The following is a 26,603-nucleotide window of genomic DNA, read 5'->3' as shown; positions in this document are numbered from 1 at the left end:
CCGTGATCGTCCGGGGCCATGGCGTCACCACCCGTCCATGGCCGGGGGCGCACCGGGGGGTGGGGGTGGGGCAGTCCCCACCCCGCCGCGAGAGCCCGGCGCGTATGACGCGGATCACCTGATGGGGGCGCACTTCCGGCGACTTCGTGGGGTATCCTCGGCGACTCGGTCTCCAGGTAGTCAAATTTGAGGAATGCGTTGTCGCTCTCGCACGGATCCCATGAACCGGCCCGCGAACCCGCCCCCCGAGAACCTTCCCCCGTACACGAACTCCTCCGTCACTCCGCCCTCTTCCTCCCTGCCGATCCGCCCCGCGCCGGACGCATCGCCTTCTGGTCACCGGACGGCGAACCGCTGTCGGGCGCCGACGGCGCTCCGTCGGGCGACACCGGGATCATGGTCGTCGACGGCGGCTCGCTCCAGGCCGTGACCGTCCCCGCCCGCACCCTGTCCGTACGGGACGCCCTGCCGTTGCTCGCCCGTGCCCGGTTCTCGGACGCCGCCTCCCCCGCGACCGCCTTCTGGGGTGCCGCGGCCCTCTTCGCCCTCGACCTCGTCGCGCGCGGCCTGCTGCTGCCCGGCATCACGCCCGGCGACCACGACGCGTGGCGCGCCGGGCCGCTCGGCCCCGGGGAGCTGGCCGAACTCCGCACGCTCGCCGCGTCGATGCCGCCCGCCGCGCACGCCGTACCCCTGTCCGTCGCCGTACCCGGGGCCGGCGCCGTATCCCTGTCCGTCGCCGTACCCGGGGCCGACGCCGTACCTCTGTCCGGCGCCGTACCCGAGGCCGGTGACGAGCCACTGCTGCTGCCCGAGCCCGAGGCGCTGCTCCGGGCCTTCGCCGACGCGGTGGCCGACACGCTGCCCCGTACCCCGGCGGCTCCGCTCGCGGCCGGCGGGCCCGCCTTCGCGGCCGACGCGCCGCAGAGCGTGCCCGAACAGCGGGCCTGGGCCGCCGATGTGGCGGCGGTGCACGACGCGGGCGTCCGGCTCTCGCTCCGGCTCGAACTGCCCGGCTTCAGCGCGGAGGCGCAGGAGGCGCCCGGCTTCCGGGCGGTGCTCCAGCTGCACGGGGTCGCCGACCCGACCCTGGTCGCGGACGCGGCGGAGGTGTGGGCGGGCTCCGGCCGGGCCGGGGCCGCGTTCGGCCCCCGGGCCCGGATGGACGCCCTCCTCGCCCTGCGGCGCGCCGCCCGCGCCTGGCCGCCGCTGTCCCCGCTCCTGTCGGCGGCCGTACCCGACACCGTCGAACTCGCCGACGAGGAGGTCGCGGAGCTGCTGGGCCCGGCGGCCGAGGCCCTCACGGCGTCGGGCGTCCAGGTCCACTGGCCGCGCGAACTGGCCGACCGGCTCACCGCGCGCGCGGTGATCGGGCCGGTGGAAGCCGGGAGCGGGGTCGGAGCCGGATTCGGTGAGGGCGTCGGACTCGGCGCCGACGCCCCCACAGACGCTTCGGACCCCACCGACGCCGCCCGCGCCTCCGCGCTGCCTTCCTTCCTCGCCGCGGACTCCCTGCTCGCCTTCAACTGGCGCTTCGCCGTCGGCGACCACGAACTCACCCGCGCCGAGCTCGACCGGCTCGCCGAAGCCGGACGGCCCCTCGTACGGCTGCGCGACCGCTGGGTCCTCGTCGATCCGGCCGAGGTGCGCCGTGCCCGTGCCCACCAGGACCGCAAGGTCACGCCGGTGGACGCCCTCTCGGCCGTGCTCACCGGCACGACCGAGGTGGACGGACGCCCCGTCGAGGTGGCGGCGACGGGTTGGCTGGAGCGGCTGCGGGAGCGCCTCGGCGAACCCGAGGGCGAACGGCCGGAGATCGCACAACCCCCGGCGCTCGCCGCGACCCTGCGCGACTACCAGCTGCGCGGACTCGACTGGCTCCACCGGATGACCTCGCTCGGCCTCGGCGGCTGTCTCGCCGACGACATGGGTCTCGGCAAGACGATCACCGTCATCGCCCTGCATCTGCACCGGCAGGCCGACCCGGCGTCCGCCGGACCCACCCTCGTCGTCTGCCCGACCTCGCTCATGGGCAACTGGCAGCGGGAGATCGAGAAGTTCGCGCCCGGCACACCGGTGCGCCGCTTCCACGGCGCGGCCCGTGATCTGGAGGAGCTCGCCGACGGCGGCTTCGTGCTCACCACGTACGGCACGATGCGGCTCGACGCCGAGCGGCTGGCCGCGCGGAACTGGGGGCTGGTCGTCGCGGACGAGGCGCAGCACGTCAAGAACCCGTACTCGGCGACGGCCCGACAGCTGCGGACCATCGGGGCACGCGCGCGCGTGGCGCTGTCCGGCACGCCGGTGGAGAACAACCTCTCCGAGCTGTGGGCGATCCTCGACTGGACCACCCCGGGCCTGCTCGGCGGCCTGGGCGCCTTCCGGACCCGGTTCGCCGCGGCCGTCGAGGGCGGGCGGGACCCGGCCGCCGCCGCGCGGCTCGCCGCGCTCGTGCGCCCCTTCCTGCTGCGCCGGCGCAAGTCCGATCCCGGTATCGCCCCCGAGCTGCCGCCGAAGACCGAGACCGACCGGACCGTCTCCCTGACGCCCGAGCAGACCGGTCTGTACGAGGCGGTGGTACGGGAGACCCTTGCGGCCATCGCCGAGGCGGACGGCATGGAGCGCCGGGGCCTCGTCGTGAAGCTCCTGACGGGCCTCAAGCAGATCTGCAACCACCCCGCCCAGTACCTCAAGGAGGAGCGGCCGAGGATCGAGGGCCGCTCGGGCAAGCTGGAACTGCTCGACGAACTGCTCGACACGATCCTCGCCGAGGGCGCGTGCACCCTGGTCTTCACCCAGTACGTGGGGATGGCCCGGCTCCTGGAGGCGCATCTCGCGGCGCGGGGCGTACGGACGCAGTTCCTGCACGGCGGCACGCCGGTCGCCGAGCGCGAGGCGATGGTCGCCCGCTTCCAGAGCGGGGACGTCCCGGTCTTCCTGCTCTCCCTGAAGGCCGCGGGGACGGGGCTCAACCTGACCCGCGCCGAACACGTCGTGCACTACGACCGCTGGTGGAACCCGGCCGTGGAGGCACAGGCCACCGACCGGGCGTACCGGATCGGCCAGGACCGGCCGGTGCAGGTCCACCGGCTGATCGCCGAGGGCACGATCGAGGACCGGATCGCCGCGATGCTCGACCGCAAGCGGGAGCTGGCGGACACCGTCCTCGGGACCGGCGGCGACACCCCGCCGGAACTGACCGAACTGACCGATGCCGAACTGGCGGAGCTGGTGCGACTGCGAGGGGACGGACGATGAGCGGGTACGGACAGGGGCGCGGCCACGGGCACGGACACGGTGACGAGGAGCGGACGTTCGAGGCGCTGCCGCCGGCGCAGGGCGGAGCGTTCACCCGCACCTGGTGGGGACGGGCGTGGCTGAAGGCCCTGGAGGACAGCGCGCTCGACGGGCAACAGCTCAAGGCGGGGCGTCGGCACGCGCGCGCGGGGGCGGTGGGCGCCGTCTCGGTGCGGCCCGGCCGGATCACGGCGATGGTCAAGGACCGCGACGGGACGACGTACCGCGGCGACGTGCTGGTGCGGGAGTTCTCCGAGGAGCAGTGGGAGCGGCTCCTCGACCTCGCCGTGGACAGCGCGGGTCACATCGCGGCGCTCCTCGACCGCGAGATGCCCCCGCACCTGGTGGAGGACGCGGCGGCGGCCGGGCTCGACCTGCTGCCGGGCATCGGTGATCTGGAGGCGGAGTGCGACTGCGAGGCCTGGGACCACTGTCCGCACACGGCGGCGCTCTGCTACCAGGTCGCCCGCCTCCTCGACGAGGATCCGTTCGTCCTCCTCCTGATGCGGGGACGCGGCGAGCGCACTCTCCTGGAGCAGCTGCAGGCGCGCAGTGCCTCGCGGGCTTCGGGTCCCGGGGAGAAGGCGTCGAGCCGGCACGAGGGGGTCGGCGGGATGCCCGGCGTGTCGGCCGAGGAGGTGTTCGCGGCTGGGTTCCTCGTGCCGCCGCTGCCCGCCCCTCCGGTCGTCCCGGCCGCGCCGGGCCGGTCGCCGTCCCTGGACACCGACACGCCGCCGGAGCCGGGGGTCGATCCGGCCGCGCTCGAGTTCCTCGCGGCGGACGCGGCGACGCGCGCGCAGCGGCTGCTCGGCGCGGTTCTGGGGGCCGGCGGCGGACACGGAACCACGACGGTTCCGGCCGAGGCACGCCTGACCGAAGCGGGGCTGATCGAAGCGGGGCTGATCGAAGCGGGGCTGATCGAGGCGGAGCTGATCGAGACGGGGCTGATCGAGGCGGAGCTGATCGAGACGGGTCTGACGGTCGCTCAGGACGCGGTCCGGCTCGCGGCGAACGGCCCCGTGCCCTGGATCGCGGCGCGGCTCGCCTCCGGTTCGGGCCGGTCGCGGGCGGAGCTGGACGCGGCCACGCGCGCGTGGCGGTTCGGGGGCGCCGCCGCCCTCGCCGTACTGGACGAGGAGTGGACGCCGGACGCCGAGGCGCTGGACCGGGCCGGTGTCCGGCTCGCCGAGGCCTGGGCGGACGACGAGCGGCCGGTGCTGCGGCGTGCGGGCGGCGCGCGGTGGACGGTCGTGGGCGCGGAGGCGCAGCTGCGGCTCGGCGAGGACGGGCGCTGGTGGCCGTACCTGAAGGCCGGGGCCCGCTGGTCCCCGGCCGGCCCGCCGGACCGTGACCCGGCGACGGCCCTGGCGACGGCGTTCGCCGCCGGTGCTACTGGAGCGGGTGACTGAGCGTGCCGCTGGTGGTGGCCAGGCTGCAGGCGACGGTGTCCGCGCCGAGGAGGTGACTCGTCCGGTACGGGTACTGGACGAAGGTCGTCCAGCGTGTGCCGAGCGGCTGCAGGGCGGCCTTGCGGCGGAGCGGTTCGCGGCAGAGCAGGGTGGCCGCCTCGCGTACCGCCTGGTCGGTGGCGAAGGTGCCGACCAGGCGGGGCCGGGCGACGAGTTCGGCGTGGTGCGGCGTGTCGCAGCCCCGTCGGAGGACGGTGCCCGGCGCGTCGCGGTCGATGTCGAAGCAGTCGCCGACGCTCAGTGCCTCGAAGGACACGGGCTGTTCGGGGAGCCGGTCGCCCGTCGGGGGTCCGGAGGGGGTGGCACCGGTCGCGGGAGTGGTGTGCGCGGGGGCGGTGCTCCCGGACCGGAGCGGCGTCGGAGTCGTACCGCCCCGCGGGTTCCCTGCGGAGGCCGTAGCGGTCGGCGTGCCGCCCGTGGTCGAGGGGCGCGTGGGCGTCCCCGCGCTCGGCGTGTCGGCCGGCCCGGCCCCGGTCGTCGGGGTGGGGGCGGCCGATCCCGGGTCGCCGGTGACGACGGGGGTCGGCGCGCCGACCGGGTCCCCGCCAGGTCGGCCGTCGGCGAGTCCGCCGCCCTCCGCGCCGCCCCCGGCGGCCAGGAAGGCGCCGGTCACCAGTGTGGCCGTGAGCAGCGGCACGAGCGGCACACCGAACCAGCGGGCGCGCCGAGCCGCCGGTCCCGGCCGAGGCGCGCCGAGCCGCACGAAGCGGGCCGACCAGGCGGATTCGGCGCAGGCCGCGAGGGACCCCACCGCAAGGGGTTCAGCCGGGCGAGGCTCAATCCGACTCGACTCGACCGCGCGGGATTCGGCCGCGCGAGGTTCAGTCGTGAGGGGTTCGGTCGCACCAGACGCAGTCAAGCCAGGTGCGGCCGCGCCGGGCGCGGTCAGGCCGGGCGCGGTCAGGCCGGGCGCGGTCAGGCCGGGCGCGGTCAGGCCGGGCGCGGTCAGGCCGGATACGGCTGCGCCGGGTGCTGTCGCGCCAGGTGCGATCGAGCCAGGTGCGGTCGCACCTGGTCCAGTAGGGCGCGGCGAGGAGCCCGTACCGGTGGGATCGGGCGTTGCAGGCGTGGCGGACACGCCGGGACCGCCCGGGTCGGGCGGTGGAGTGACGGTCGGCGGGTGGGGCACAGGGACCAGGTTCGCCGCTCGGCGGCGGCGCGGCCAGCGTTCACCGGTCGCCGGACGCGACCTGTACAGAATCGTGACGATCGCCGACCGCGCGCTCCCCCGCGACCACCCCCGCCCCGTCACCGCCGCCACTCCGTCACAGTCGCCTACAGGCCGAGCTGGCGCTCCGCGCCCTCGACCGTCTGGGCGAGGAGCACGGCGATGGTCATGGGACCGACACCACCCGGGACCGGGGTGATGAGGGAGGCGCGCTCGGCGGCCGACGCGAAGTCGACGTCGCCGATGTTGCCCGGGTTGTAGCCGGCGTCGATGACGACGGCGCCCGGCTTGATGTCCTCGCCCTTGATGAAGTTCGGCTTGCCGACGGCGGCGACGAGGACGTCGGCCTCGCGGACGACCGAGGAGAGGTCCTGGGTGCGGGAGTGGCAGTAGGTGACGGTGGCGTCGCGGCCGAGGAGCAGCAGGCCGGCCGGCTTGCCCAGGATGGCGCTGCGGCCGACGACGACCGCGCGCTTGCCGCTGAGCTCGACGTCGTACGCGTCGAGGAGGCGCATGATGCCGCCGGGCGTGCAGGAGACGAAGCCCGGCAGACCGAAGCCCATGGCGGCGAAGGAGGCCATGGTGACGCCGTCGACGTCCTTCTCGGGGGCGATGGCCTCGAAGGCCGCGCGCTCGTCGATGTGCGGGCCGACCGGGTGCTGGAGCAGGATGCCGTGGACCTCGGGGTCCTCGGAGAGCGCGGTGATCGCGGCGACGAGCTCCTCGGTGGTGGTCTCGGCGGGCAGTTCGACGTGCTTGGAGCGGATTCCGGCCTTCGCGCAGCGGTTCTGCTTCATCTTCACGTACGTGACGGAGGCCGGGTCCGCGCCGACGAGGACGGTCGCGAGACACGGCGTGACGCCGGTGCGGCGGGTGATCTCGGCGGCTCGGGCGGCGGTCTCCTCGACCGTGCGGCGAGCGAGGGCCGTGCCGTCCATGAGGGTGGCGGTGCTGGTGGACATGGCAACTCCTGGGCGTCGTCTCTGACCGGTTTCTCGCCCAGGCGCACGGCATCGGCACGGTCGCGCCGGTGGGCACGCTCCGCCGGGCCGCTCCCCGGTGGTGATCCACCTCAAGCGCCAGTCACGGCCCGAGGCCCACTCTACGTGAGGGGTCGGGGGCCGGTCCCGGACAGGGTGCATATGCCGGGGCGTGCGGTGGCTTGTCGGCGGCCCCCGGGCGCACCACGATGAGCGCGACGGGCCGGGACGACCTCGACGAGGAGGCCGAGTTGAGCGATGCGCGGGTGGCAGCGGAGCCACGGACGGAACGGGATCCGGCGGCGGAATTCGATCCGCACGGGAAAGCCGCCCCTCACGCGGCGGGGCCGGACCCGAGCGCGGAGACGGGCCCGGGCGGGGAGACCGACCCGGCCGGGGTGACCGACCCGAGCCGGGAGACCGACCCGCGCACCCGGGAGGCCCGCCCGCTGGTGGCCGCGTCCTGGCGCCGCTCGGTACGCGCGCGCGTGAGCCCCGACGGGGCGGCCCGGGTGGAACTGGACGAGGACGAGCTCACCGCGTACCGCGAGGCCCACCCCCTCTCCGCGACGATGCCGGTGATCCGGGAGCTGATGGGGGCGTACGCGACGGACGGGGAGCATCTCCTCGCGGTCTGCGACGCCGCCGGGCGGATGCTGTGGGTCGAGGGCCATCCGGGCACCCTGCGGAAGGCCGGGGCGATGAACTTCGTGGCCGGTGCACGCTGGTCGGAGGCGGCCGCGGGCACGAACGCACCAGGTACCGCCCTGGCCGTCGACCGTCCCGTCCAGGTGGTCTCCGCGGAGCACTTCCGGCGTCCGGTGCGGGCGTGGACCTGCGCCGCGGCCCCCGTGCACGACCCGCACAGCGGCCGGGTGCTCGGCGCGGTCGACATCACCGGCGGCGAACGGCTCGCGCACCCGCACAGCCTCGGCTTCGTGCAGGCGGTGGCGCGCGCGGCCGAGTCCCAGCTGGCGCTGCTCGGGCCGGCCCCGGACCCGGGGCGGCTCAGGCTGTCGGCGCTCGGCCGGGACGAGGCGTTGCTCTCGGTGAGCGGGCGGCGGCTGCGGCTGAGCCGCCGCCACAGCGAGATCCTGGTGGTCCTCGCGCACCGCCCGGAGGGAGTCGGCGGCGACGAACTCCTCACTCTCCTCTACGAGGACGAGTCGATCACCCCGGTGACCCTGCGGGCGGAACTGTCCCGGCTGCGCGCGCTGCTGGGCCCCGACGTGCTGCGGTCGCGCCCGTACCGGCTCGCCGGGACGGTGGACGCGGACTTCGCGACGGTCGACAGACGGCTGGCCTCGGGGGCCGTCGCGGCGGCAGCCGGGGAGTACGCGGGCCCGCTGCTGCCCTCGTCGACCGCGCCCGGGGTCGTACGGCTGCGGGAGCGGCTGGCGGGAAGGCTGCGGGCCGCGCTGGTGGACCGGCGCGATCCGGGGCTGCTCGCGGACTGGGCGTACAGCGCGTGGGGCGAGGACGACGTGCTGGTCTGGCGGGCGCTGTGCGCGGCCGTACCGGCGGCCCAGCTTCCTCCCGTACGGGCGAGGCTCGACTCCCTGGAGGCGGAACTGTCCGCGGGTGCAACGGACTTGCAACGTACGGGCCACCACACTCGGGCGTGAACGCCGGCCAGGGACGGCCGGCGCGTCCCAGGGAGGCCATGCCCATGACCCGTTACGCCGCACCCGGTACCGAGGGCGCACTCATGTCGTACCGGGACCGGTACGACCACTGGATCGGCGGCGAGTACGTCGCCCCGGCGGCCGGCCGCTACTTCGAGAACCCCAGCCCGATCGACGGCCGCCCCTTCACGGAGGTCGCGCGCGGCACCGCCGAGGACGTGGAACGCGCCCTGGACGCGGCGCACGCGGCGGCCCCGGCGTGGGGGCGGACGGCACCGGCGGAGCGGGCGGGGATCCTGCTGAAGATCGCGGACCGCATGGAAAGCAACCTCGAGGCACTGGCGGTCGCCGAAACGTGGGACAACGGCAAGCCGGTCCGAGAGACGCTCGCCGCGGACATCCCGCTCGCCATCGACCACTTCCGCTACTTCGCGGGAGCGCTGCGGGCCCAGGAGGGCGCGCTGAGCGAGATCGACGACGACACCGTGGCGTACCACTTCCACGAGCCGCTGGGCGTCGTCGCGCAGATCATCCCGTGGAACTTCCCGATCCTCATGGCGGTCTGGAAGCTGGCCCCGGCGCTGGCCGCCGGGAACGCGGTGGTCCTCAAGCCGGCCGAACAGACCCCGGCCTCCGTGCACTTCTGGCTGAGCCTGGTCGCGGACCTGCTGCCGCCGGGCGTCCTGAACATCGTCAACGGCTTCGGCGAGGAGGCCGGCAAGCCGCTGGCGTCCAGCCCGCGCGTCGCGAAGATCGCCTTCACCGGCGAGACGACCACGGGCCGGCTGATCATGCAGTACGCCTCGGAGAACCTGAAGCCGGTCACCCTCGAACTCGGCGGGAAGTCCCCCAACATCTTCTTCGACGACGTGTGGGCGGCGGACGACGACTTCCGCGACAAGGCCCTCGAAGGCTTCACGATGTTCGCCCTCAACCAGGGCGAGGTCTGCACCTGCCCCTCACGCGCCCTCGTCCAGCGCGGCCACTACGCCGAGTTCCTGGAAGCGGCCGTCGCCCGCACGGAGAAGATCGTCCCGGGCCACCCCCTGGACACGGACACGATGATCGGCGCCCAGGCCTCCGCCGAGCAGCTCCGCAAGATCCTCTCGTATCTGGAGATCGGCCAGAAGGAGGGAGCGAAGATCCTGACGGGTGGCCAGATCGTGGAGCACGGAGGCGAGTTGGCTGGCGGCTACTACGTCCAGCCGACCGTCTTCGAGGGCGACAACCGCATGCGGATCTTCCAGGAGGAGATCTTCGGCCCTGTGGTGGCGGTGACCTCCTTCACCGACTTCGACGACGCGATCCGCACGGCCAACGACACGCTCTACGGCCTCGGCGCCGGCGTCTGGACCCGCGACACGAACACCGCCTACCGCGCGGGCCGCGCGATCCAGGCGGGCCGCGTCTGGACGAACTGCTACCACGCCTACCCGGCCCACAGTGCTTTTGGAGGCTATAAGCAGTCGGGCATCGGCCGGGAGACCCACAAGATGATGCTGGAGCACTACCAGCAGACGAAGAATCTGCTGGTCAGCTACTCGCCGAAGAAGCTCGGGTTCTTCTAGCGGCACGAAAAGAGGCGCCTGACCTGGGGTTTCCCCGGGTCAGGCGCCTTCTTGGAGCACTCGAGCCTTCCCGCGGGGGAGGCGTCGAAATACCCCTCTTCTCCCAGTTCATCCCACCCGTATCCCAGTCCTGACCAGCAGTTCCGGGCCATACACGGGCCAGATTGCGGCTCAGCCCTTGGGGCTGCTGTCCCGCTGCGCCGGCTCCACTCCTGCATCGACTCCTCGATGAGCCGGTTGGAATGCTCCTGAAGACCGTCCAGGAACTTGGCGTAGTACTGGAAGAGCACTTGGATGCTCTGGCCGGCCCGGCGCGCGCATTCGGCAGGATCCACGCCGGAGTGCAGCCAGAACGAGATCCCGGCGTGCCGGAGGTCATAGGGCCTCTTGGCGAGGAGCGTCGGCTGCTCATGGGGAGCCAGGACCTTCTTGCGCGCCCGCTCCCACGTCTTGCCATGGGCCGCTGCGTCAACGTAGCCGCCGGCCGCATTGCGAAACACTCGGCCATCGGGCGCAACGCCGAAGCGATCGACGTGTTTTCGCAGTGTGTGCACGAACGACGGCGGTATCGGCACGGGACGTGTGGCCTTGACGGCTCGCCGCTTCAAGGAGTGCACTTCGTGGACCGCGCCATCGTCCGTCCACTCCTTGCCGGCCGTGACGACACCTCCGCTCAGGTTGAGCATGCCCCAGCCCGTCTTCGGCAGATGGCACCGTGAGATCTGCAGGTGGATGACCTCCGCCGGACGCATGGCCGCGTAGTACATGCAGCCGAAGAACGCCTCAAGGTGCGGGCCACGTCCCCGTTGTTTGCCCACAGCGGTCAGCAGGCGAGCCACCTGGGTCGGGTTCGGCACGCAGGCCGAGGTCGTACCGCTCCTTCACCTCGGCCGGCAGCTCCGAGGCCATGTAGAGCGGCACGTCAAGGTCCGGCCCGCCGGGCCCGCCGGGGTCGAGCAGCAGGACACCGCGCCGCTTCTGGGGTCTGGTCGCCTTGATCCGGGACACGGCGACGTCGAGCGTCCGGCCGCCCGGCCGGGAGTAGTCGAGCGGCACCTTGAGCGTCGCGCACTCGAAGTCCGCCGGCGCCTCGGCCTCGCAGCGCTGCCAGCGAGGTGTCTGCCGGGTGTACTGCTTCAGGTGAATGGTTCCCGAGGCGGAGAACACCAAGCGCGGTTTCACGTCGGCCCTTCGCGAGGGCGGCCGCCGTAGCCCTGGTGCCACGCCGACGCGTGCGCGCCGGCGGGAGCGGCGCCGCCGGCTCGCGCGGCTGCCGCGGAAGCTGGAGGTGTCCATCGTCGACTCCACGAGGAGGCGACCGACCACCACGGCGCGACCTCGCCCCTCCTTCGCCGTCGACGGCATGTTTGCGGGGCGGGGAAACGGCTAGCCGCCGATACAGCGAGCGAAGACGCAGGAGAGGAGCGGCGCCGTGTCGGGTGAGCAGAAGATGCGGGCCAAGAACGTCAAGGACACGATGGTGGACTAGCACCGCCCCCCTTCCCCCGGTGCGAGGTCGAACGGCCGGCCGAGAAGGGCGACGCGTCGCCGGTCCTCGGGGAACGGCGCGTCGTGGTTCGCGGAGGCGAGAATGAATTTTCCCCTGCCCGACACCGCCGACGCCCTCAAGGGCATGATCGGCCGCGAGGTCTCGTCCCTGCGCGCCGCGGTGCGTCGCACCTCGGAGGGTCCAGGGGACGGGCCGGGCGGTACGGCCCTGGCGTCGCCGTTGCAGTCCCTGTCCGTCCTGCCGCCCAAGGCCGAGACCGATGGGATCTCGCCGTGTCTGTGCAGTACGCACGACCCGGACGGCAGCGGGGTGTGTACGGTGCTCCCGGCGATCCCGGGTTCGGCCGTGCTCCTGGAGCCCGTGTCGGACGAGGCAGGGGTCGTTCTGGACTTCCGGATCGTGGCCGGCAACCGCGTGCGGTCGGCGGACTGGCTGGAGGCTCCGGACCGACAGGTCGGCCAGCGGTTCCTGGAGGCGCGGCCCGGCGCCGCGCACTCCGGACTGCTGGCGGCCCTCACCGAGGTGGCGGACTCCGGCAGGCCCCTCGACGGGCGCGTGGTCGACTACACGGAGCAGCGCCTCGGGAGAATCCATCGGGCTCCCCTGCTGTACTCCGCCGCCCGGTGCGGCGAGCAGGTCCTGGCCACGTGGCGACCCGTGGGGAGCCCGGCGGACGTGCTGACCATCGACGCGCAGTACCTGGCGTCCATGGGGTGGGGAAACTGGGACCTGCTGTCGGGAACGGTGACGTGGTCGGAGGGGCTCACCCGGATCTTCCACGCGGACGTGCGCATGCCGTGGTCGCTGGAGCAGCTGTGCGACGCACTGCTGGCGGACGATCTGACGGCGTTCTCCGAGTTCCTGTCCTCGGTCCTCGCGGGCGAGGAGCCCGCTTGGACCAGGATTCGTTTCCTCGTTCTCGGCGAGGTGCGCACACTTGACCTGCTGGGGCGGCCGGTGGCGGGGACGGACGGCAGGCCGTGGGCGATCAATCTGGTGGCCCGCGATCTCACACCGCAGATCCGCAGTCGGCGGCGCCTGGCCGAGACGGAGCGGGAATCGGATCGGCTGCGACGGCAGACCGAGGCCGAGCGCCAGGTCGCGGACGCGCTGCGCGAGGCTCTCCTTCCCACGTACTCGGAGGCGCTCGCCGCCGTCGGCCTGACGGTGGCGGCGTCGTACCGCCCGGCCGAGCCGGACTCGGCGGTGGGTGGCGACTGGTACAAATGCCGTCTGCTGCCGGACGGCCGGGTGCTTGTGGCGATCGGCGACGCGTCGGGGCACGGTCTGGACGCCGTGGCCCGGATGGCACAGCAGCGGCACGCCTTGGCCGGGCTGGCGCAGACGGGGGCGTCCGCCGGCGAAATCACCACCTGGCTGAACGAGCTGGTGTGCAGCGACCCGGCCGGGCAGACGGCCACCGTGGTGGCCGGGCACATCGACCGGGACAAGATCCTGCACTGGGCCTGCGCCGGCCATCCGGCCCCGCTGCTGCTGCGTGACGGAGGCGCGGAGCCACTCGGCGCCGAGGTCCGCGGCCCGCTTCTCGGCGCCCTGCCGGGTTACGCGTACGAGACCACGTCGACGCCGTTGCGCCCGGGCGATCTGCTGGTGCTGTACACCGACGGTATGGTCGAGCGCCGGGACGAGGACCTGGCCGTCGGCATCGACCGGCTGACGCAGGCGGTGACGTCGTCGTCCACGCGCGAACCGCAAGCGCTGATCGACGCGCTGGTCGCCGACCTGGAACTCGCGGGCCACGGGGACGACGCGTGCGTGCTGGCGATCCGGGTGGACTGAAGCGGACATCGCACCGGACGCACCGCACGGGCGGTGTGGGCACAGGGCCAAGACGGGCCCTGCGCCCACACCGGCCTCACCGCCCTGGCTTCGGGAGCGCCGTCATCCGTGGACGATCGCGCGCACGTTCTCCGGGCTGCCGCAGTCCGAGGCCAGTTGCTTCGCGCGCTCTTCCAGGAACGCCCTGCCCAGCTCGGCCCGGCGCTCGTCGGAGACGCTCTCCCTGGCACCGTTGAGGATCGTCCGCTCTTCCTCGTCCAGGTGGTGATCGACCGCCTTCACCAGCTCCTCCAGGCGGGTGTCCCACTCCTCGGACCCGACGTCCTCCACCTCGAGCAGCTTCAGGAGAGCCTCGTTGCCCTCGGCGTGCTCCTCGGCGCCGTGCTCCACTTCCTCGTCGTCCACGCCCTTGAAGCGCTTGAGCGCTCCGTAGACCTCGGCTTCCTCGGCCTCGCCGTGCGCGATGAGCAATGCCGCGAACTCCTTCAGTGCGGCGGCGCGGTCGGCCTCGACGCTGCGCATGCGCCGGAAGAGGTCCTCCATGGTGCGGTGATCCTTGAGGATGACCGCCACGACGTCTTCCTGTTCTGCCGTACGGGTGTTCACCGTCGTCCTCCTCGTTCGTCCACGCGAACACGGTCGGAACGCATCTGAACTCCCCGGCTACCCCTCCATGGGCGGCACAATCACCGCGGGGTCAGCTACGGAGGTGCGACGCCCCGTTGAGGTCGAGGATCGTTCCCGACGACCATTCCGCCGCGGGGGACGCGAGCCACAGGACGGCCGCCGCGATCTCGGCGGGCTCGGCCACCCGGTCGAACGGGCTCTGGGCACGGATCGCGGCTCCCTCGGCTCCTTCCAGGCGGGACGAGACCCGCTCGGTGGCGAAGAACCCGGGCGCGACCGAGGCGACGGCGATCCCGTACGGGGCGAGCGAGACCGCGAGGGACTGGCCGAGCGCGTGGACGGCGGCCTTGGTCGCTCCGTAGGCCGGGTGGTCGGGTTCGCCGCGGAAGGCCCCCCGGGAGCCGATGTTCACGATGCGGCCGCCCGAACCCTGGTCGATCATCCGCCGGGCCGCGAGATGGCTCAGGTTGGCGGCGGCGAGCAGGTTCACGGACACGTGCTGCTGCCAGACCGCCACCCACTCCTCGTACGGGGTCTCGGGGAGGGGGTGGCGGAGGTTCACCGCCGCGTTGTTGACCAGTACGTCGATCCCGCCGAGCGCCTCGGACGCCGTGTCGACCACGGTCACGGCCCCCGCCGGGTCCGCGAGGTCGCCTCCGACCAGGGTGTGGCCCGTTCCGGACAGGGATTCGAGGGTGACGCGGGCCTCTTCGGCGCGCGAGCCGAAGTGGACGGCGACCCGGTCGCCGTTGGCCGCGAACGCCTGGGCGACCGCCCTGCCCAGCCCCCGGGAGGCACCACTGACGAGAACACGGCGGCCAGAAGCGGACAGTTTCATCGGAGTGCCTTCCGGGTGGGGGACGTACCGCCGGTCATTCTGCCCGCGGCCTCGTCGCACCGGGCAGCGGCTCCGTGAGCCCCCGGCGGCGGCGTCGCGGGCGCACCGCGGCCCGTCGCTCAGGCGACCGTCAGGACGATCTTGCCCGTGGTACGGCCCCGCTCGCCGATCACGTGGGCCTTCGCCGCCTCGGCGAGCGGCACGACGACATCGACCACCGGCCTCAGCTTCCCCTGCTCCACCAGAGCCGCGATCTCTCGCAGGCCGAGGTGGTCGGGCTCCACCAGGACCCAGATCGCCCGCACCCCGTCCCGCACACCGGCACGCGCGGCGGAGACGTCGTCCGGTCCCGGCAGGGTGATCAGCCTGCCCCCGGCGCGGAGCACCTCCAGGGAACGCTCGGCCGTCTCTCCGCCGATGCCGTCCAGGACGACGTCCACGTCGGAGACGACGTCCTCGAAGCGGGTCTCGCGGTAGTCGACGACCTCGTCCGCGCCCAGCTCCCGCACGAGCTCGTGCTTGCCCGCGCTCGCCGTGCCGATGACGTACGCGCCACGGGCCTTGGCGATCTGCACGGCGAGGTGCCCCACTCCCCCGGCCGCCGCGTGCACCGGCACCCGCTCCCGGGGCGGACGTCGGCCGCGTCGACGAGGGCCTGCCAGGCGGTGAGCGCGGCGAGCGGCAGCGCCGCGGCCTCCACGTGGGTCAGGGAGGCGGGCTTGGGGGCGAGGTGCCGTGCCGGGGACACCACGTATTGGGCGTATCCGCCGGCCTGCTCCGGGAACAGCGGCATGCCGAAGACCTCGTCGCCGGGGCGGAAGATCCCCACGCCGGGGCCCACGGCCTCCACCGTGCCGGACACGTCCCATCCGACGGCCGGGACGGCGCCCCACTCGATGAGGGCCCCGCCGGCCCGGGTCTTCCAGTCGACGGGGTTCACTCCGGCCGCGTGGACGCGCACCAGGACCTCGCCCACGCCGGGCTCGGGGCGCTCCACCTCGCGCTCGACCAGGTTTACGCGGCCAGGAGCCGTCGTCGAACGCGGCGCGCGCCGCGGCCACGGCGTCGTCGGTGTCCTGGACGCCGCCCTCGGCCACGACCGCGAAGGCGGTCGCGTCGACGGGGTCGATGATCTCGCGCGTGGCGCCGGAGAGGGCCGTGCGCCACTCTCCGCCCACATGGATGGTCTGTTGTGCTGCCGTCACGTCGCGTCTGGCCTTTCGTTCCTCTGAGTCCCCTGCCGGTAGCACCGGCGGTTCGGCCGCCTGCCCGGGCTTCTCGGATCCATGCGCGATGCGTTGCGGAGAGTGGCCTGACTCATGCCTCAAGTCACTACAAACAGGGAAATTTCGCGCAGTTCTACGGGGCCGGACACACGGAGGAGGGCCCCCGCTCGATGAGCGCGGGCCCTCCTTCATGCGGACGTCGCAGGACCGTTCATGCGGACGTCGGAGAACCCTTCAAGCGGCCGTCACACGGCGACTCAGACGATCCGGCCGCCGAACGGGCCTCCCAGGCCGTAGTACGTGCCCAGCTCGTGGCGGTAGTCCGGGTCCCCGAGGTGCTTGTCGCGGTGGAACTCGGGCGCGTCCTTGATCTCCTCCTTGGTCCGGTCGACGAAGATCTTCCGTTCGTCCACGTCGATCCGCACCACGGTGTCGGCCGGAAGGAGGACCTCCTTGCCGAAGATCCATACTCCGGTGTCCACGACCAGGTAGGCGTCGCCGATCTCGTCGGAGTGCTTGTCCACCTTCCCGATGCCGCCGTCGATCGCCTCGACCTTGTAGCCGGTCAGATCGGTACCGGCCAGGTGACCCGAGGTCGGCTTGTAGCTCCACACGTGCTCAGTCACGCGAAAACAACTCCTCCGGTAGGCGAGGGCAGTCGGCGGATCGCCGCCGCCCCCCTCTTCCGTGTGCCGTGCGCCGCGGGGTGAATTCCCCGCCTGAGGTCCGCCTGCCCCGGCCTCGGCGACGCATTCACCCGATTTCACTCCGGCCCGGGGACCGACCCCGGCGCGCAACTCCGTGGCGGGCTCGGGCCGATCGGCAGGTTCTCCGGTCGGGGAGGCGTGAAATCCGTGTTCGGGGTTACGAGCGGAGGTACGGCGCCGCCCAGGCGCGGCGCCGTTCCCACCGACGGAAACGGGTGACGATGTCCGATTCGAGCCGGCACGAGACCACCCGGCCGACCGCGGCGGCCCCCGTGCGGTCGTGGCACACAACCGCACGTCAGGTCCAGGGCGGAATGGGCCTGCCCGTCCCCGCCACGTTCCACTACGACCCCGCCGACCCCTGGGCGGTGCACATCGTGTTCCGGCTTCCGCCGGGCCGGGTCGTCGACTGGATCTTCTCCCGGGAGCTGCTGCGCTCCGGGACACGTGTCCTGAGCGGCGAAGGCGACGTCCGGCTGTGGCCGCTGCGCGACGGTGGCCGGGAAGGGCGCGTCCACATGCGGCTGGGCCAGGCCGGGGCGTTCGCCGTGGTCGACGTCGACCGCGCGGGTCTGCGGACCTGGCTGGACGAGACGTACGTCGCCGTGCCCGAGGGCGCGGAGGCCGCGCGGATCGACTGGGGGGCCGAGACCTCCCAGCTCTTCGCCCGCCCGTAGGGACGGGATCCCGCGCGAGGGACCGAGACGAACTCAGGTGACAGGAGGAACTGATGCTGGACAGCTGGCGTGCACGTGCGGCCTGCCAGGATGTCGACCCCGACCTCTTCTTCCCGGTCGGGACGGGCGCACCGGCGCTGATCCAGGCCGAGGAGGCCAAGGAGATCTGCCGGGGCTGCCCCGTACGCGAGGAGTGCCTGCGCTGGGCCATGGACGACTCCCACCAGGTGACGGGAGTGTGGGGCGGCCTGCGCGAGGACGAGCGGCAATCCCTGAAGCGCAGGGCGCGTCGCCGCGCCGACAGGGCGAACTGAGCCACTGGGCCCCGCACGGAGCGGGGTGGCCCTGCGGCACATGAACGCGGCTATGGCAGAGCGGCGCCCCGGGCGGAGATCCACAGGGCGTACCACTCGTCGTGGCTCAGGTCGGGTCCGGCCGTCGCGGCGTCCCGGCAGGCACGGATGCGCGCCGGGTTCGACGTCCCGATCACGGGGACGATCCGGGCCGGATGGCGCCGCAGCCACCACAGCACGATCGTCTCCGGCGTGGTGCCCTTGGCCTTGGCGAGCGAGGTCACCAACGCGGCAGTGACCGCCTCCTGCCGGGTCCCCCGCGCCCCCGTGTAGCGCCCCTGGGCCAGCGCTCCCCACGCCTGGAGCTCGATGTTGTGGGTGAGGCAGTGCTCGACGGTACCGGCGGGGAACCCGTTGGCCGCGGACTCCGGGGTGTTGACGAGGACGCCGTCCTCCAGCCAGGCGCGCCGGTGCAGGCTCATCTCCAGCTGGTTGGCCACGAGCGGCAGGTCCATGTGGGCCTGGAGCCGGGCGATCTGCGCGGCGTTCATGTTCGAGACGCCGAATCGGCGGACGAGCCCCTGCCGGTGGAGCGAGGTCAGGGCGTCGCCGATGTCGGCGGGGTCGGCCAGCGGGTCGGGGCGGTGCAGAAGGAGGACGTCGAGGACGTCGGTGCGCAGCCGCTCCAGGCTCTCCTCGACCCTGCGGACGACGGAGGAGCCCCGCAGGTCGTAGAGGCCGGGCCGGTCCCCGTCGGCCAGCCGGATGCCGCACTTGGTCTGCAGCGTGATCCGCTCACGGAGTCCCGCCGAACGGGCCAGCACCTCGCCGAAGACGGCTTCCGACTTTCCGCGCCGGTAGATGTCGGCATGGTCGAACGCGGTGATGCCGCTGTCCAGCGCCGCCGCGACGGCGGCCTCCGCCGCGTCGATGTCGGCGGCCGTGTGGGGCTCCGCGTCCCAGCCTCCTCCCAGGCCCATGCAGCCGAGGAGGAGGCGGTCGTCGGTCTTCTCGGGAAGGGTCACCGGGCCACCTTCGCACACGCACTCGACCCGATGCCCGGGACGGTGTGCAGCGGGTACGGGCCCACCTGCCCGCCCGTCGGACGGGTACGGGCCCACCGCCCGTCAGGCGTGCACGGGCCCACCGCCCGCCCGTCGTTCAGGCACGGCGGCGCGACCACCATCGGCCGCGGCGCCGTGGATGCACGGTCCTGCCCAGGCGGCGGCCCACCAGGACGTAGCCGAGGAGCGCGCCGGTGGTGTCGAGCAGTACGTCGTCGATGTCGAAGGCGCGCCCCTGGACCAGGGCGCCCTGGACGAGTTCGACCAGGAGCATCGTCGCCACCGTCAGCAGGGCGATCCGTACGAATCCACGGGTCCGGGGTGACACGACCGGCAGCAGCAGACCGAACGGCACGCCCAGGAGAACGTTGCCGCCGAGCTGCTTGACGGTGTCCCGGAAGGCGGGCTGCCCGAGGTAGGCGCGGATCGAGTCCCCCGGGCGGAGGTCGGCGTGGATGAGTGCCTCGGAGGCCGGCGACGGCTGGAGGGTCAGCCGGGCGAGGACGACGGCGAAGGCCACCATCGCCGTGAGGGCCAGCACGGTGACGGCGACGCGGAGCCGGCGCCCCTGGCCCCGCCGGAGCTGTCTGCTTCTGCTGCCGCCCGGTGGTGACGCGGCGTGATCCGATGCGTGTCGACATGGCTCCCGGCGCAATCGACTACGGCGCGTACGTGACGATGACCTGCTCGAATCCCAGGCCCCTGAGCAGGCCTTGGAGCATCGACGCGGTGTTCTTCTCGGCCCGCAGGGTGAGGTCGCTCTCCTGGCCGCGGCCCCGATGCGGTCGGCGGCGAGGATGTGGACGGCGCGCTCGTCGGCCGGGGTGTCGGAGAACAGGTCGCCGAGCCGGTCGACCAGGCCGCGCTGCTTGGAGACGGTGTAGGACCGCTTGGGGTCCACGGCGGGCTCGGCGAGCCGTGCGTGCGGCAGCCGGAGGTGGCGGCGGTGCGCTTCTCGTCGACCGTCACGCTGCCCTGGCCGATGCCGCCGAAGTCGAGATACTCGGCCATGCTGCCGCTCGCGACGAAGAGCGTGCGGGTCCCGCGGATCGAGTCGGGCAGCAGCCGGGCGTCCTTCTCCAGGTCGACCGCGACCTGTTAGTTGCCGGCGGCGCCCTCGTACCGGTGCATGTCCTGGATGGACTTCAGCACCGCCGGACCGGAACGGTCCTTCGTGTCGACGCCGAACACGTCGCCCAGGCCCGGTACGCGGACGAACCGCCCCAGGACGAAGAGGACCAGGCACAGGCTTGACCAGGACGCGTCAATAGACTCGTTCATGAACTATGTTCACGTACGTAAACATTTTCGACCAGTGCTCCGGTGGTGACTTCGGCCGAGTGGGCTCAGGCTGGGATGTGCGTGCGCGGGGCGGAGAGGTCGCCGCCCCGCTGTCGCGCGCCGGGCGACGTTTGACATGGCGGCGGCGGGTGAGGCGATACGACACCGGGAGGGGGCCACGGAGGCAGGGCCGTGTCGGAGAACACCCCAGGTGGCGTGCCCCTCGACCGACGGAGAACGGCCCTGCGCGCCGGGCCCACGAGCCGGCCCCGACCGAGGAGCGCGCCACCGTGCAGCACGAGGAAAGGCAGCACCACCGATGACCGACAGCCGACCCTCCACCACGACCGATTCCGGCGCCCCGGTGGAGAGCGACGAACACTCGCTCACCGTGGGCGCGGGCGGTCCGATCCTGATGCAGGACGCCTATCTGATCGAGCAGATGGCGCAGTTCAACCGCGAACGCATCCCCGAGCGCCAGCCGCACGCCAAGGGCAGCGGCGCGTTCGGCCACTTCGAGGTCACCCACGACGTCAGCGGCTACACCAAGGCGGCACTGTTCCAGCCGGGCGCCCGCACCGAGCTGGTCGTCCGCTTCTCCACGGTGGCCGGCGAGCGGGGCAGCCCGGACACCTGGCGCGACCCGCGCGGCTTCGCGGTGAAGTTCTACACCAGCGAAGGCAACTACGACATGGTCGGCAACAACACGCCGGTGTTCTTCGTCAAGGACCCGATGAAGTTCCAGCACTTCATCCGGTCCCAGAAGCGCCGCGCGGACAACAACCTGCGCGACCACGACATGCAGTGGGACTTCTGGACCCTCTCCCCGGAGTCCGCCCACCAGGTCACCTGGCTGATGGGGGACCGCGGCATCCCGCGCTCCTGGCGCCACATGAACGGCTACACCTCGCACACGTACATGTGGATCAACGAGTCGGGTGAGCGGTTCTGGGTGAAGTACCACTTCAAGACCGACCAGGGCATCGAGTTCTTCACCCAGCACGAGGCCGACCAGATGGCGGCCGTCGACACGGATTACCACACGCGGGACCTGTTCGAGCACATCCGCGACGGTGCGTTCCCGAGCTGGACGCTGCACGTGCAGGTCATGCCGTACGAGGACGCCGCGACCTACCGGTTCAACCCGTTCGACCTCACCAAGGTGTGGCCGCACGGGGACTACCCGCTCGTCCCGGTCGGCCGCATGACGCTCGACCGGAACCCCACCGACAACCACGCCGAGATCGAGCAGGCCGCCTTCCAGCCGAACAACCTCGTCCCCGGCATCGGCCCCAGCCCCGACCGGATGCTGCTGGCCCGGCTGTTCTCGTACGCGGACGCCCACCGCCACCGCATCGGCGCCAACTACCAGCAGCTCCCGGTGAACGCGCCCGTCGTCGACGTCCACACGTACTCGAAGGACGGGGCGATGGCCTTCCGCAAGACGGCCGACCCGGTCTACGCCCCGAACTCCAAAGGCGGACCGGCCGCCGACACCGACCGCTACGGGACCCCGCCCAGCTGGGTGGCGGACGGCGAGATCACCCGGGCGGCCTACGTCTCCCACCCGGAGGACGACGACTGGGGTCAGCCCGGCACCCTCGTGCGCGAGGTGATGGACGACGCCGCCCGCGACCGTCTGGTGGACAACGTCGTCGGTCACCTGCTCAACGGCGTCTCCGAGCCCGTCCTGGAGCGTGCCTTCGCCTACTGGACGAACATCGACAAGGCCGTCGGCGAGCGCATCACCCAGGGCGTACGGGCCAAGGCCGACGAGAAGGACCCCAAGGCGGCCGAACAGGGCAACCCCGCCCGCCGCTCCATGCAGGAAAAGGCCTGAGTACGGGAACAGGCCTGACAGAGCCCCCGGCCGACGTTGGGATACGGCTTCAGTCCGAGGGCGTGTCCCCCGGCCGGGTGGAGTTCCTGGCGGGCTGACGGAGGCGTCGCTGCCGCGGCGCCCGGGCGTTCTCCCACGGCCGGTCGAAGGCGTCCGCCGCGGGAGCGGTGACGACCTTGGGGAGGGCGCCCGGATGCTCCCGCGCGAGCCAGCCGACGAGCTCCTCCCGTACGGCACAACGGGTCGTCCACAGGTCGTCGGCGTCCTTGGCGGTCACGATCGCCCGCACCGTGATGCCGGTCGGTGAGGTGTCGGTGACGGCGAGGTCCCAGCCCCGCCCGTCCCAGGTGTCGCACGTCGTGAGGAACTCCCTGAGGTGCGCCCGGACGAGCGCGACCGGTGTCGAGTGGTCGCAGTGGACGAACACCGACCCCGTCATCTCCGCGCCGCCGCGCGACCAGTTCTCGAACGGCCGCGAGGTGAAGTACGAGACGGGGAGCGTGACGCGACGCTCGTCCCAGGTCCGGACCGTGAGGAAGGTGAGCGTCACCTCCTCCACGACACCCCACTCGCCGTCCACGACGACGGTGTCACCGATCCGGACCATGTCACCGAAGGCGATCTGGAAGCCGGCGAAGAGGTTGCTCAGCGTCGACTGGGCCGCCACACCGGCCACGATGCCGATGATGCCGGCCGAGGCGAGCAGGGACGTGCCGAGGGTGCGGAACGAGGGAAAGGTGACGAGGGCCGCGGCGGCGGCGAGCACCCCGACGGCGACGGACACCACCCGCATGATCAGGGTGACCTGGGTACGGACCCGGCGCAGCCGGGCGGCGTCGCGTGAACGTCCGGCGTAGCGCGCGTACGAGGACTCGACGACGGCCGCGACCGTCCGTACCGCGAGCCAGGCGCCTCCGCCGATCAGGCACAGCAGCAGGACGCGGCTCACCGCCCCCGCGTGCTCTTCGAGCGGCCCCCGTCCGGGCGACGCCATCGGGTAGGTCCATCTGAGCAGGACGGCCAGCACGACGACGTACAACGGCGTGCGGCAGCGGCGCAGCAGCCCCCACAGCGGGGTCTCCGGATGCCTCGCGTCGGCGAACCGTGCCAGCAGGTCCGCCGCACGGCAGACGGCGAAGGCGGCCAGCGCCGAGCCGCCGACGGAGATCGCCAGTCGGATAACGCTCTCCATGTGCTCCCCAGTCGATGAGTCGAACAGGTTCGTCCCGTACGCCTCACCGCAGGCGAGCACGCCAAACATCAGCCGGAGGAGTCCGGCGTCACCGGTCGGCGGTCAGCCCGCCCGGCCCGCCCGCGGCACGCGCTCGGGCGGAGGCGGTGGCGGAGGCGGGGTCCCGTCGCCGAACGGGCGGCCGCCGAGCTGTTCCCGCCCGTGCGGCGAGAGCCAGCCGCGGGTGTCCGGGCCCCGGGGGACGACCCCGGTCGGGTTGATGTCGTGATGGACGACGTAGTAGTGCGCCTTGATCTGCGCGAAGTCGATCGTGTCGCCGAAGCCGGGCGTCTGGAACAGGTCCCGTGCGTAGGCCCACAGTGCCGGGAGTTCGGTCAGTTTCTGCCGGTTGCACTTGAAGTGGCCGTGGTAGACGGCGTCGAAGCGCACCAGGGTCGGGAAGAGGCGGACGTCGGCCTCGGTGAGGGTGTCGCCGACCAGATAGCGCCGGCGGGCGAGCCGCTCCTCCAGCCAGTCCAGCCGTGCCCACAGGCGCTGGTACGCCGTGTCGTACGCCCGCTGGCCGGTGGCGAAACCGCACTGGTAGACACCGTCGTTGACGTCCCGGTACACCTTGTCGGCCACGTCGTCGATCTCGTCGCGCCACCCCTCCGGATAGAGGTCCGGCGCTCCGTCCCGCTGGTGGGCCGCCCACTCGCTGCCCAGGTCGAGCGTGATCCGCTCGAAGTCGTTGGTCACCACCCGGCCGGTGGGGACGTCGACGATCGCGGGCACCGTGATGCCGCTCGGATAGTCCGGTTCACGGCGGACGTACGCCTCCCGCAGTGTCTCGATGCCGAGGACGGGGTCCCGGCCGCCCGGGTCCAGGTGGAAGCACCAACTGCGCTCGTCGTGCAGGGGCCCGGCGATCCCCAGGGAAAGCACGTCCTCCAGTCCCATCAGGCGTCGGACGATCGCGCTCCGGTTCGCCCACGGGCAGGCCCGCGCGATGACGAGGCGGTAGCGCCCGGCCTCCACCGGGAAGCCGTCCCGGCCGTCCGCCGTGATCCGGGTCGTGATGTACGTGCGGTCGCGCTCGAACGAGCCGTCACCGGTCATGGGACCGCACCTTCCTCGTACCCCTCGCGTGGAAACCGCCTTCGGGGCCGTCGGGCCCGTGCTCGTCACGTACTGCCCGCTCCTCCTCGGTCCACGAGCGGGTGTCACGCGGCTCGACGTACGGCTCCTCGTCCGGCGGCATGCCGCCGACGACCGCCCGTTGACGCAGGGTCTCCGCGTCGAATTCCAGGCCCAGGAGCACGGCCAGGTTGCTGATCCACAGCCAGATCAGGAAGACGACGACACCGCCCATCGTGCCGTAGATCCTGTTGTACGAGGCAAACTCGGCCACGTAGACGGCGAACCCGGCGGAGGCGGCCAGCCAGATCAACAGGGCGAGGGCGCTGCCCGGGGTGATCCACCGCCAGCCCCTGCTCTCGACGTTCGGACTCGCCCAGTACAGGAGCGCGAGCATCATCGTCACGAGCACGACCAGAACCGGCCACTTGGCGATCGACCACGCCGTCAGCGCGGAGTCGCCGACGCCCAGCACATCGCCCGCGCGGCGCGCCACCTCGCCGGTGAGAACGACGATCAGCGCGCTCGCCGCGGCCATGAGCACGAGCAGCGTGGTCAGCCCCAGGCGGATGGGCAGCACCTTCCAGAGCGGGCGGCCCTCGGGGACGTCGTAGACGCGGTTGGCGGCGCGCATGAACGCCCCCACGTAGCCGGAGGCCGACCACAGGGCGAGCAGCACACCGACCGTCGCCATGACGGCTCCCGTACCGGGTGCCCCCTGCAGGTTCTCCACGGCCTGGCCGAGCACGTCGCGGGCCGGGCCCGGCGTGAGCTCGCCAAGGCTGTCCAGGACCTTGTCCGCCGTCGACCGGCCGCTGACGCCGAGCAGCGAGACGAGCACGAGCAGCCCCGGGAAGAGGGCCAGCAGGCCGTAGTACGTGAGGGCGGCGGCCCGGTCCGTCAGCTCGTCGGACACGAACTCCCGCGCCGACCTCCGGAGGATCGCGAGCCAGGAGCGCCGGGGCAGCTCAGTCGGCGAGTCGGGCGCGCGCCGCTCGACCTCGGGCCCGGGGCCGACGTCCTGCGGTCTCGGCGCCGTACGGGGGGAGGGGGCGGGCGCGGCGGGCGCCGCACGGTCTTCCTGAGGAACTTCCCGGTCGGCCATGCACGGGCGGATACCCGTGCAGGCCCGGACTACGCCCTCCCGCGGCCCTCGGGCCGTGGTGCGCGAGGACCGTGACGGCGACCCGTTCAGAAGGAGTGCCCCGTGTCGTCCCTCAGCCAGGCCGGCTTCTCCTCGGCGGACCGCCGGCGGGGGTGCCCCGGGCCGTAGATGCGCTCGTAGTCCCGGACGCGGCGTTCGAGGAGCGCGGCCGCCTCCGCGTGCCGTCCCACGTCGATCAGGAGGTTGGCGAGGTTGTCCCGGGTCGACACGGTGATCGGGTGGTCCTCACCGTTCAGGGCGACCCGGCCGGCCAGGACGTCCCGCCGGACGGGGACGGCGTCCTCGTATCGCTCCATGGCGTGCAGGACGGCCGCCAGGTTGTTGCGTGCGGTGAAGGCGTTCTCGTGGTGGGACCCCACGGTCGCCTCGAAGGACCGGATGACGGCACGGAGCTGCGTCTCCGCCTCGGGGTGGCGGTTCAGCCTGACGAGTACGGCTCCGAGATCGACCCGGGCCGCCGCGGTCCGCTCGTGGTCGGGTCCGTAACGGCGTTCCAGCCGGGGCACGAGGCTGCGCAGCGCCCGCTCGGACTCCTTGTGGCGGCCGCACTTGAGCAGTGAGGCGGCGTGGGAGTTGGCGGCGGTCAGGACGTCCGGATGGTCGGGTGCGAGCAGCCTGGTGCGCCGTTCCAGCACGTCCCGTTGCAGCGGTTCGGCCTCGGGAGCGCGCCTGAGGTCCTCCAGGACGGCGGCCAGCCCCGCCGCGCTACGCAGGGTGTCGGGGTGATCGCGTCCCAGGGTGTCCGCCTGGCACCGGAAGGTGTCGCGGCAGGCCGATTCCGCGAGCTGCAGCTGGCCGGTGTCGTGGAGCACGTCGGCGAGCTCGGCGGAGGTGCGCAGGGGCTGTGCCGGTCGGCATCCATTTCCCCGCCAAACGACTCCAGACTCTCCACGCACTGCCGGATCGTCTTGCGCCAGGGATCGCTGCTGCGAGCGATCTCCAACGTTCGTTTGACCTGTCGCTCCACAGCCAACTCGTAAGGGCCCTCACGGTTGAGAACCACCACATCGTCCAGAGGAAACTCCCTGCCCTGCTGCAGGCAGACCGAGTCCGGCACCACGTCTAGCCCCGGAACGCTCACACCGCACAGCAGAGCGGCCAGATCCAGGGTCGCGACTCGATACTCATAGATCGTGCCAGCCCCACCCGTGTCAATCGAG

At 72.6% G+C, this 26,603-nt stretch carries 21 protein-coding genes, 2 pseudogenes and 1 riboswitch; of the genes and pseudogenes, 8 read left to right on the top strand and 15 right to left on the bottom strand.

What is annotated here, in order from left to right; all coding sequences use genetic code 11:
* The first annotated feature begins 198 nt into the window (after positions 1-198).
* Positions 199-3,258, top strand: coding sequence for a DEAD/DEAH box helicase (locus SVTN_RS37925; RefSeq protein ID WP_041133114.1), 3,060 nt, complete (start codon positions 199-201; stop codon positions 3,256-3,258).
* Complete coding sequence (locus tag SVTN_RS43455) at positions 3,255-4,706, top strand: SWIM zinc finger family protein (RefSeq protein ID WP_041133113.1); 1,452 nt, start codon at positions 3,255-3,257, stop codon at positions 4,704-4,706. The genes SVTN_RS37925 and SVTN_RS43455 overlap by 4 nt, the downstream gene beginning before the upstream one ends.
* Here SVTN_RS43455 and SVTN_RS44000 read toward each other — a convergent pair.
* Positions 4,687-5,517, bottom strand: coding sequence for a hypothetical protein (locus SVTN_RS44000; RefSeq protein WP_052499551.1), 831 nt, complete (start codon positions 5,515-5,517; stop codon positions 4,687-4,689). The two genes, SVTN_RS43455 and SVTN_RS44000, sit on opposite strands and share 20 nt — an antisense overlap.
* Before the next feature lie 524 nt (positions 5,518-6,041).
* Positions 6,042-6,896 (bottom strand): bifunctional 5,10-methylenetetrahydrofolate dehydrogenase/5,10-methenyltetrahydrofolate cyclohydrolase, encoded by an 855-nt coding sequence (locus tag SVTN_RS37910; protein ID WP_041133111.1) that lies wholly within the window; start codon positions 6,894-6,896, stop codon positions 6,042-6,044.
* 28 nt (positions 6,897-6,924) lie between these two features.
* A riboswitch (ZMP/ZTP riboswitch) is annotated at positions 6,925-7,031 on the bottom strand.
* Positions 7,032-7,123: 92 nt separating this feature from the next.
* Between SVTN_RS37910 and SVTN_RS37905 the strand changes: the two genes are divergently transcribed.
* Entirely contained in the window at positions 7,124-8,539 is a 1,416-nt protein-coding gene (locus SVTN_RS37905; protein WP_245727806.1) for a GAF domain-containing protein, read from the top strand.
* 44 nt (positions 8,540-8,583) lie between these two features.
* Complete coding sequence (gene adh, locus SVTN_RS37900; RefSeq protein ID WP_041133109.1) at positions 8,584-10,107, top strand: aldehyde dehydrogenase; 1,524 nt, start codon at positions 8,584-8,586, stop codon at positions 10,105-10,107.
* Here adh and SVTN_RS37895 read toward each other — a convergent pair.
* Both SVTN_RS37895 and SVTN_RS37890 read right to left on the bottom strand, forming a co-directional pair.
* Positions 10,104-10,964, bottom strand: a complete 861-nt coding sequence (locus SVTN_RS37895) for a site-specific integrase (protein ID WP_245727805.1) — start codon at positions 10,962-10,964, stop codon at positions 10,104-10,106. The two genes, adh and SVTN_RS37895, sit on opposite strands and share 4 nt — an antisense overlap.
* A complete protein-coding gene (locus tag SVTN_RS37890) occupies positions 10,891-11,289 on the bottom strand; it encodes a hypothetical protein (protein ID WP_041133108.1) in 399 nt (132 codons plus the stop codon). The genes SVTN_RS37895 and SVTN_RS37890 overlap by 74 nt, the downstream gene beginning before the upstream one ends.
* Before the next feature lie 409 nt (positions 11,290-11,698).
* Between SVTN_RS37890 and SVTN_RS37885 the strand changes: the two genes are divergently transcribed.
* Positions 11,699-13,417, top strand: a complete 1,719-nt coding sequence (locus tag SVTN_RS37885; RefSeq protein WP_041133107.1) for a PP2C family protein-serine/threonine phosphatase — start codon at positions 11,699-11,701, stop codon at positions 13,415-13,417.
* A gap of 102 nt (positions 13,418-13,519) precedes the next feature.
* On the opposite strand, the gene SVTN_RS37880 is transcribed toward SVTN_RS37885, so the two are convergent.
* From SVTN_RS37880 to SVTN_RS37865, 4 genes and pseudogenes are all read right to left on the bottom strand, one after another.
* The gene (locus tag SVTN_RS37880; protein ID WP_041133106.1) at positions 13,520-14,023 is read right to left on the bottom strand and encodes a hemerythrin domain-containing protein; all 504 of its coding nucleotides are present in this window, start codon (positions 14,021-14,023) and stop codon (positions 13,520-13,522) included.
* A gap of 91 nt (positions 14,024-14,114) precedes the next feature.
* A complete protein-coding gene (locus SVTN_RS37875) occupies positions 14,115-14,882 on the bottom strand; it encodes an SDR family NAD(P)-dependent oxidoreductase (RefSeq protein ID WP_041133105.1) in 768 nt (255 codons plus the stop codon).
* Positions 14,883-15,001: 119 nt separating this feature from the next.
* Positions 15,002-16,062: pseudogene (locus tag SVTN_RS37870) on the bottom strand (NADP-dependent oxidoreductase).
* A gap of 303 nt (positions 16,063-16,365) precedes the next feature.
* On the bottom strand, positions 16,366-16,734 hold the full coding sequence (locus SVTN_RS37865) for a PRC-barrel domain-containing protein (RefSeq protein WP_041133104.1): 369 nt from the start codon (positions 16,732-16,734) through the stop codon (positions 16,366-16,368).
* 302 nt (positions 16,735-17,036) lie between these two features.
* Here SVTN_RS37865 and SVTN_RS37860 point away from each other — a divergent pair, with 302 nt between their 5' ends.
* Positions 17,037-17,492, top strand: a complete 456-nt coding sequence (locus tag SVTN_RS37860; RefSeq protein ID WP_078908671.1) for an SsgA family sporulation/cell division regulator — start codon at positions 17,037-17,039, stop codon at positions 17,490-17,492.
* Between the two features lie 53 nt (positions 17,493-17,545).
* A complete protein-coding gene (locus SVTN_RS37855; protein ID WP_099055261.1) occupies positions 17,546-17,806 on the top strand; it encodes a WhiB family transcriptional regulator in 261 nt (86 codons plus the stop codon).
* Positions 17,807-17,856: 50 nt separating this feature from the next.
* Here the strand turns inward: SVTN_RS37855 and SVTN_RS37850 are convergent, their stop codons facing one another.
* From SVTN_RS37850 to SVTN_RS37840, 3 genes and pseudogenes are all read right to left on the bottom strand, one after another.
* The gene (locus SVTN_RS37850; protein WP_245727804.1) at positions 17,857-18,810 is read right to left on the bottom strand and encodes an aldo/keto reductase; all 954 of its coding nucleotides are present in this window, start codon (positions 18,808-18,810) and stop codon (positions 17,857-17,859) included.
* Between the two features lie 136 nt (positions 18,811-18,946).
* Positions 18,947-19,372 (bottom strand): VanZ family protein, encoded by a 426-nt coding sequence (locus SVTN_RS37845; protein ID WP_041134705.1) that lies wholly within the window; start codon positions 19,370-19,372, stop codon positions 18,947-18,949.
* Between the two features lie 136 nt (positions 19,373-19,508).
* Positions 19,509-20,130, bottom strand: a pseudogene (locus SVTN_RS37840) (DUF4230 domain-containing protein).
* Positions 20,131-20,449: 319 nt separating this feature from the next.
* On the opposite strand from SVTN_RS37840, the gene SVTN_RS37835 reads away from it, so the two are divergent.
* The gene (locus SVTN_RS37835) at positions 20,450-21,970 is read left to right on the top strand and encodes a catalase (RefSeq protein WP_041133103.1); all 1,521 of its coding nucleotides are present in this window, start codon (positions 20,450-20,452) and stop codon (positions 21,968-21,970) included.
* Positions 21,971-22,019: 49 nt separating this feature from the next.
* On the opposite strand, the gene SVTN_RS37830 is transcribed toward SVTN_RS37835, so the two are convergent.
* The 4 genes from SVTN_RS37830 to SVTN_RS37815 form a co-directional block, all read right to left on the bottom strand.
* The gene (locus SVTN_RS37830) at positions 22,020-23,162 is read right to left on the bottom strand and encodes a mechanosensitive ion channel family protein (protein WP_078908670.1); all 1,143 of its coding nucleotides are present in this window, start codon (positions 23,160-23,162) and stop codon (positions 22,020-22,022) included.
* 102 nt (positions 23,163-23,264) lie between these two features.
* Positions 23,265-24,260, bottom strand: a complete 996-nt coding sequence (locus SVTN_RS37825) for a glutathione S-transferase family protein (protein ID WP_041133102.1) — start codon at positions 24,258-24,260, stop codon at positions 23,265-23,267.
* The gene (locus SVTN_RS37820; protein ID WP_041133101.1) at positions 24,250-25,383 is read right to left on the bottom strand and encodes a YihY/virulence factor BrkB family protein; all 1,134 of its coding nucleotides are present in this window, start codon (positions 25,381-25,383) and stop codon (positions 24,250-24,252) included. Before SVTN_RS37820 ends, SVTN_RS37825 begins: the two co-directional genes overlap by 11 nt.
* 86 nt (positions 25,384-25,469) lie before the next feature.
* The gene (locus SVTN_RS37815; protein ID WP_245727803.1) at positions 25,470-26,255 is read right to left on the bottom strand and encodes a tetratricopeptide repeat protein; all 786 of its coding nucleotides are present in this window, start codon (positions 26,253-26,255) and stop codon (positions 25,470-25,472) included.
* Positions 26,256-26,603 lie beyond the last annotated feature (348 nt).

The sequence above is a fragment of the Streptomyces vietnamensis genome, from assembly GCF_000830005.1.
Lineage (GTDB): Bacteria > Actinomycetota > Actinomycetes > Streptomycetales > Streptomycetaceae > Streptomyces > Streptomyces vietnamensis.
This window is presented reverse-complemented; position numbering and strand designations above follow the sequence as displayed.

Excerpts from the sequence above, each read along its gene's own strand:
- SVTN_RS37830 (WP_078908670.1), bottom strand. The coding sequence starts at position 23,162 with ATGGAGAGCGTTATCCGACTGGCGATCTCCGTCGGCGGCTCGGCGCTG.
- SVTN_RS43455 (WP_041133113.1), top strand. The coding sequence starts at position 3,255 with ATGAGCGGGTACGGACAGGGGCGCGGCCACGGGCACGGACACGGTGAC.
- adh (WP_041133109.1), top strand. The coding sequence starts at position 8,584 with ATGACCCGTTACGCCGCACCCGGTACCGAGGGCGCACTCATGTCGTAC.
- SVTN_RS37855 (WP_099055261.1), top strand. The coding sequence starts at position 17,546 with ATGCTGGACAGCTGGCGTGCACGTGCGGCCTGCCAGGATGTCGACCCC.
- SVTN_RS37885 (WP_041133107.1), top strand. The coding sequence starts at position 11,699 with ATGAATTTTCCCCTGCCCGACACCGCCGACGCCCTCAAGGGCATGATC.
- SVTN_RS37825 (WP_041133102.1), bottom strand. The coding sequence starts at position 24,260 with ATGACCGGTGACGGCTCGTTCGAGCGCGACCGCACGTACATCACGACC.
- SVTN_RS37845 (WP_041134705.1), bottom strand. The coding sequence starts at position 19,372 with ATGGTGGCCTTCGCCGTCGTCCTCGCCCGGCTGACCCTCCAGCCGTCG.
- SVTN_RS37820 (WP_041133101.1), bottom strand. The coding sequence starts at position 25,383 with ATGGCCGACCGGGAAGTTCCTCAGGAAGACCGTGCGGCGCCCGCCGCG.
- SVTN_RS37875 (WP_041133105.1), bottom strand. The coding sequence starts at position 14,882 with ATGAAACTGTCCGCTTCTGGCCGCCGTGTTCTCGTCAGTGGTGCCTCC.
- SVTN_RS37860 (WP_078908671.1), top strand. The coding sequence starts at position 17,037 with ATGTCCGATTCGAGCCGGCACGAGACCACCCGGCCGACCGCGGCGGCC.
- SVTN_RS37835 (WP_041133103.1), top strand. The coding sequence starts at position 20,450 with ATGACCGACAGCCGACCCTCCACCACGACCGATTCCGGCGCCCCGGTG.
- SVTN_RS37905 (WP_245727806.1), top strand. The coding sequence starts at position 7,124 with ATGAGCGCGACGGGCCGGGACGACCTCGACGAGGAGGCCGAGTTGAGC.
- SVTN_RS37910 (WP_041133111.1), bottom strand. The coding sequence starts at position 6,896 with ATGTCCACCAGCACCGCCACCCTCATGGACGGCACGGCCCTCGCTCGC.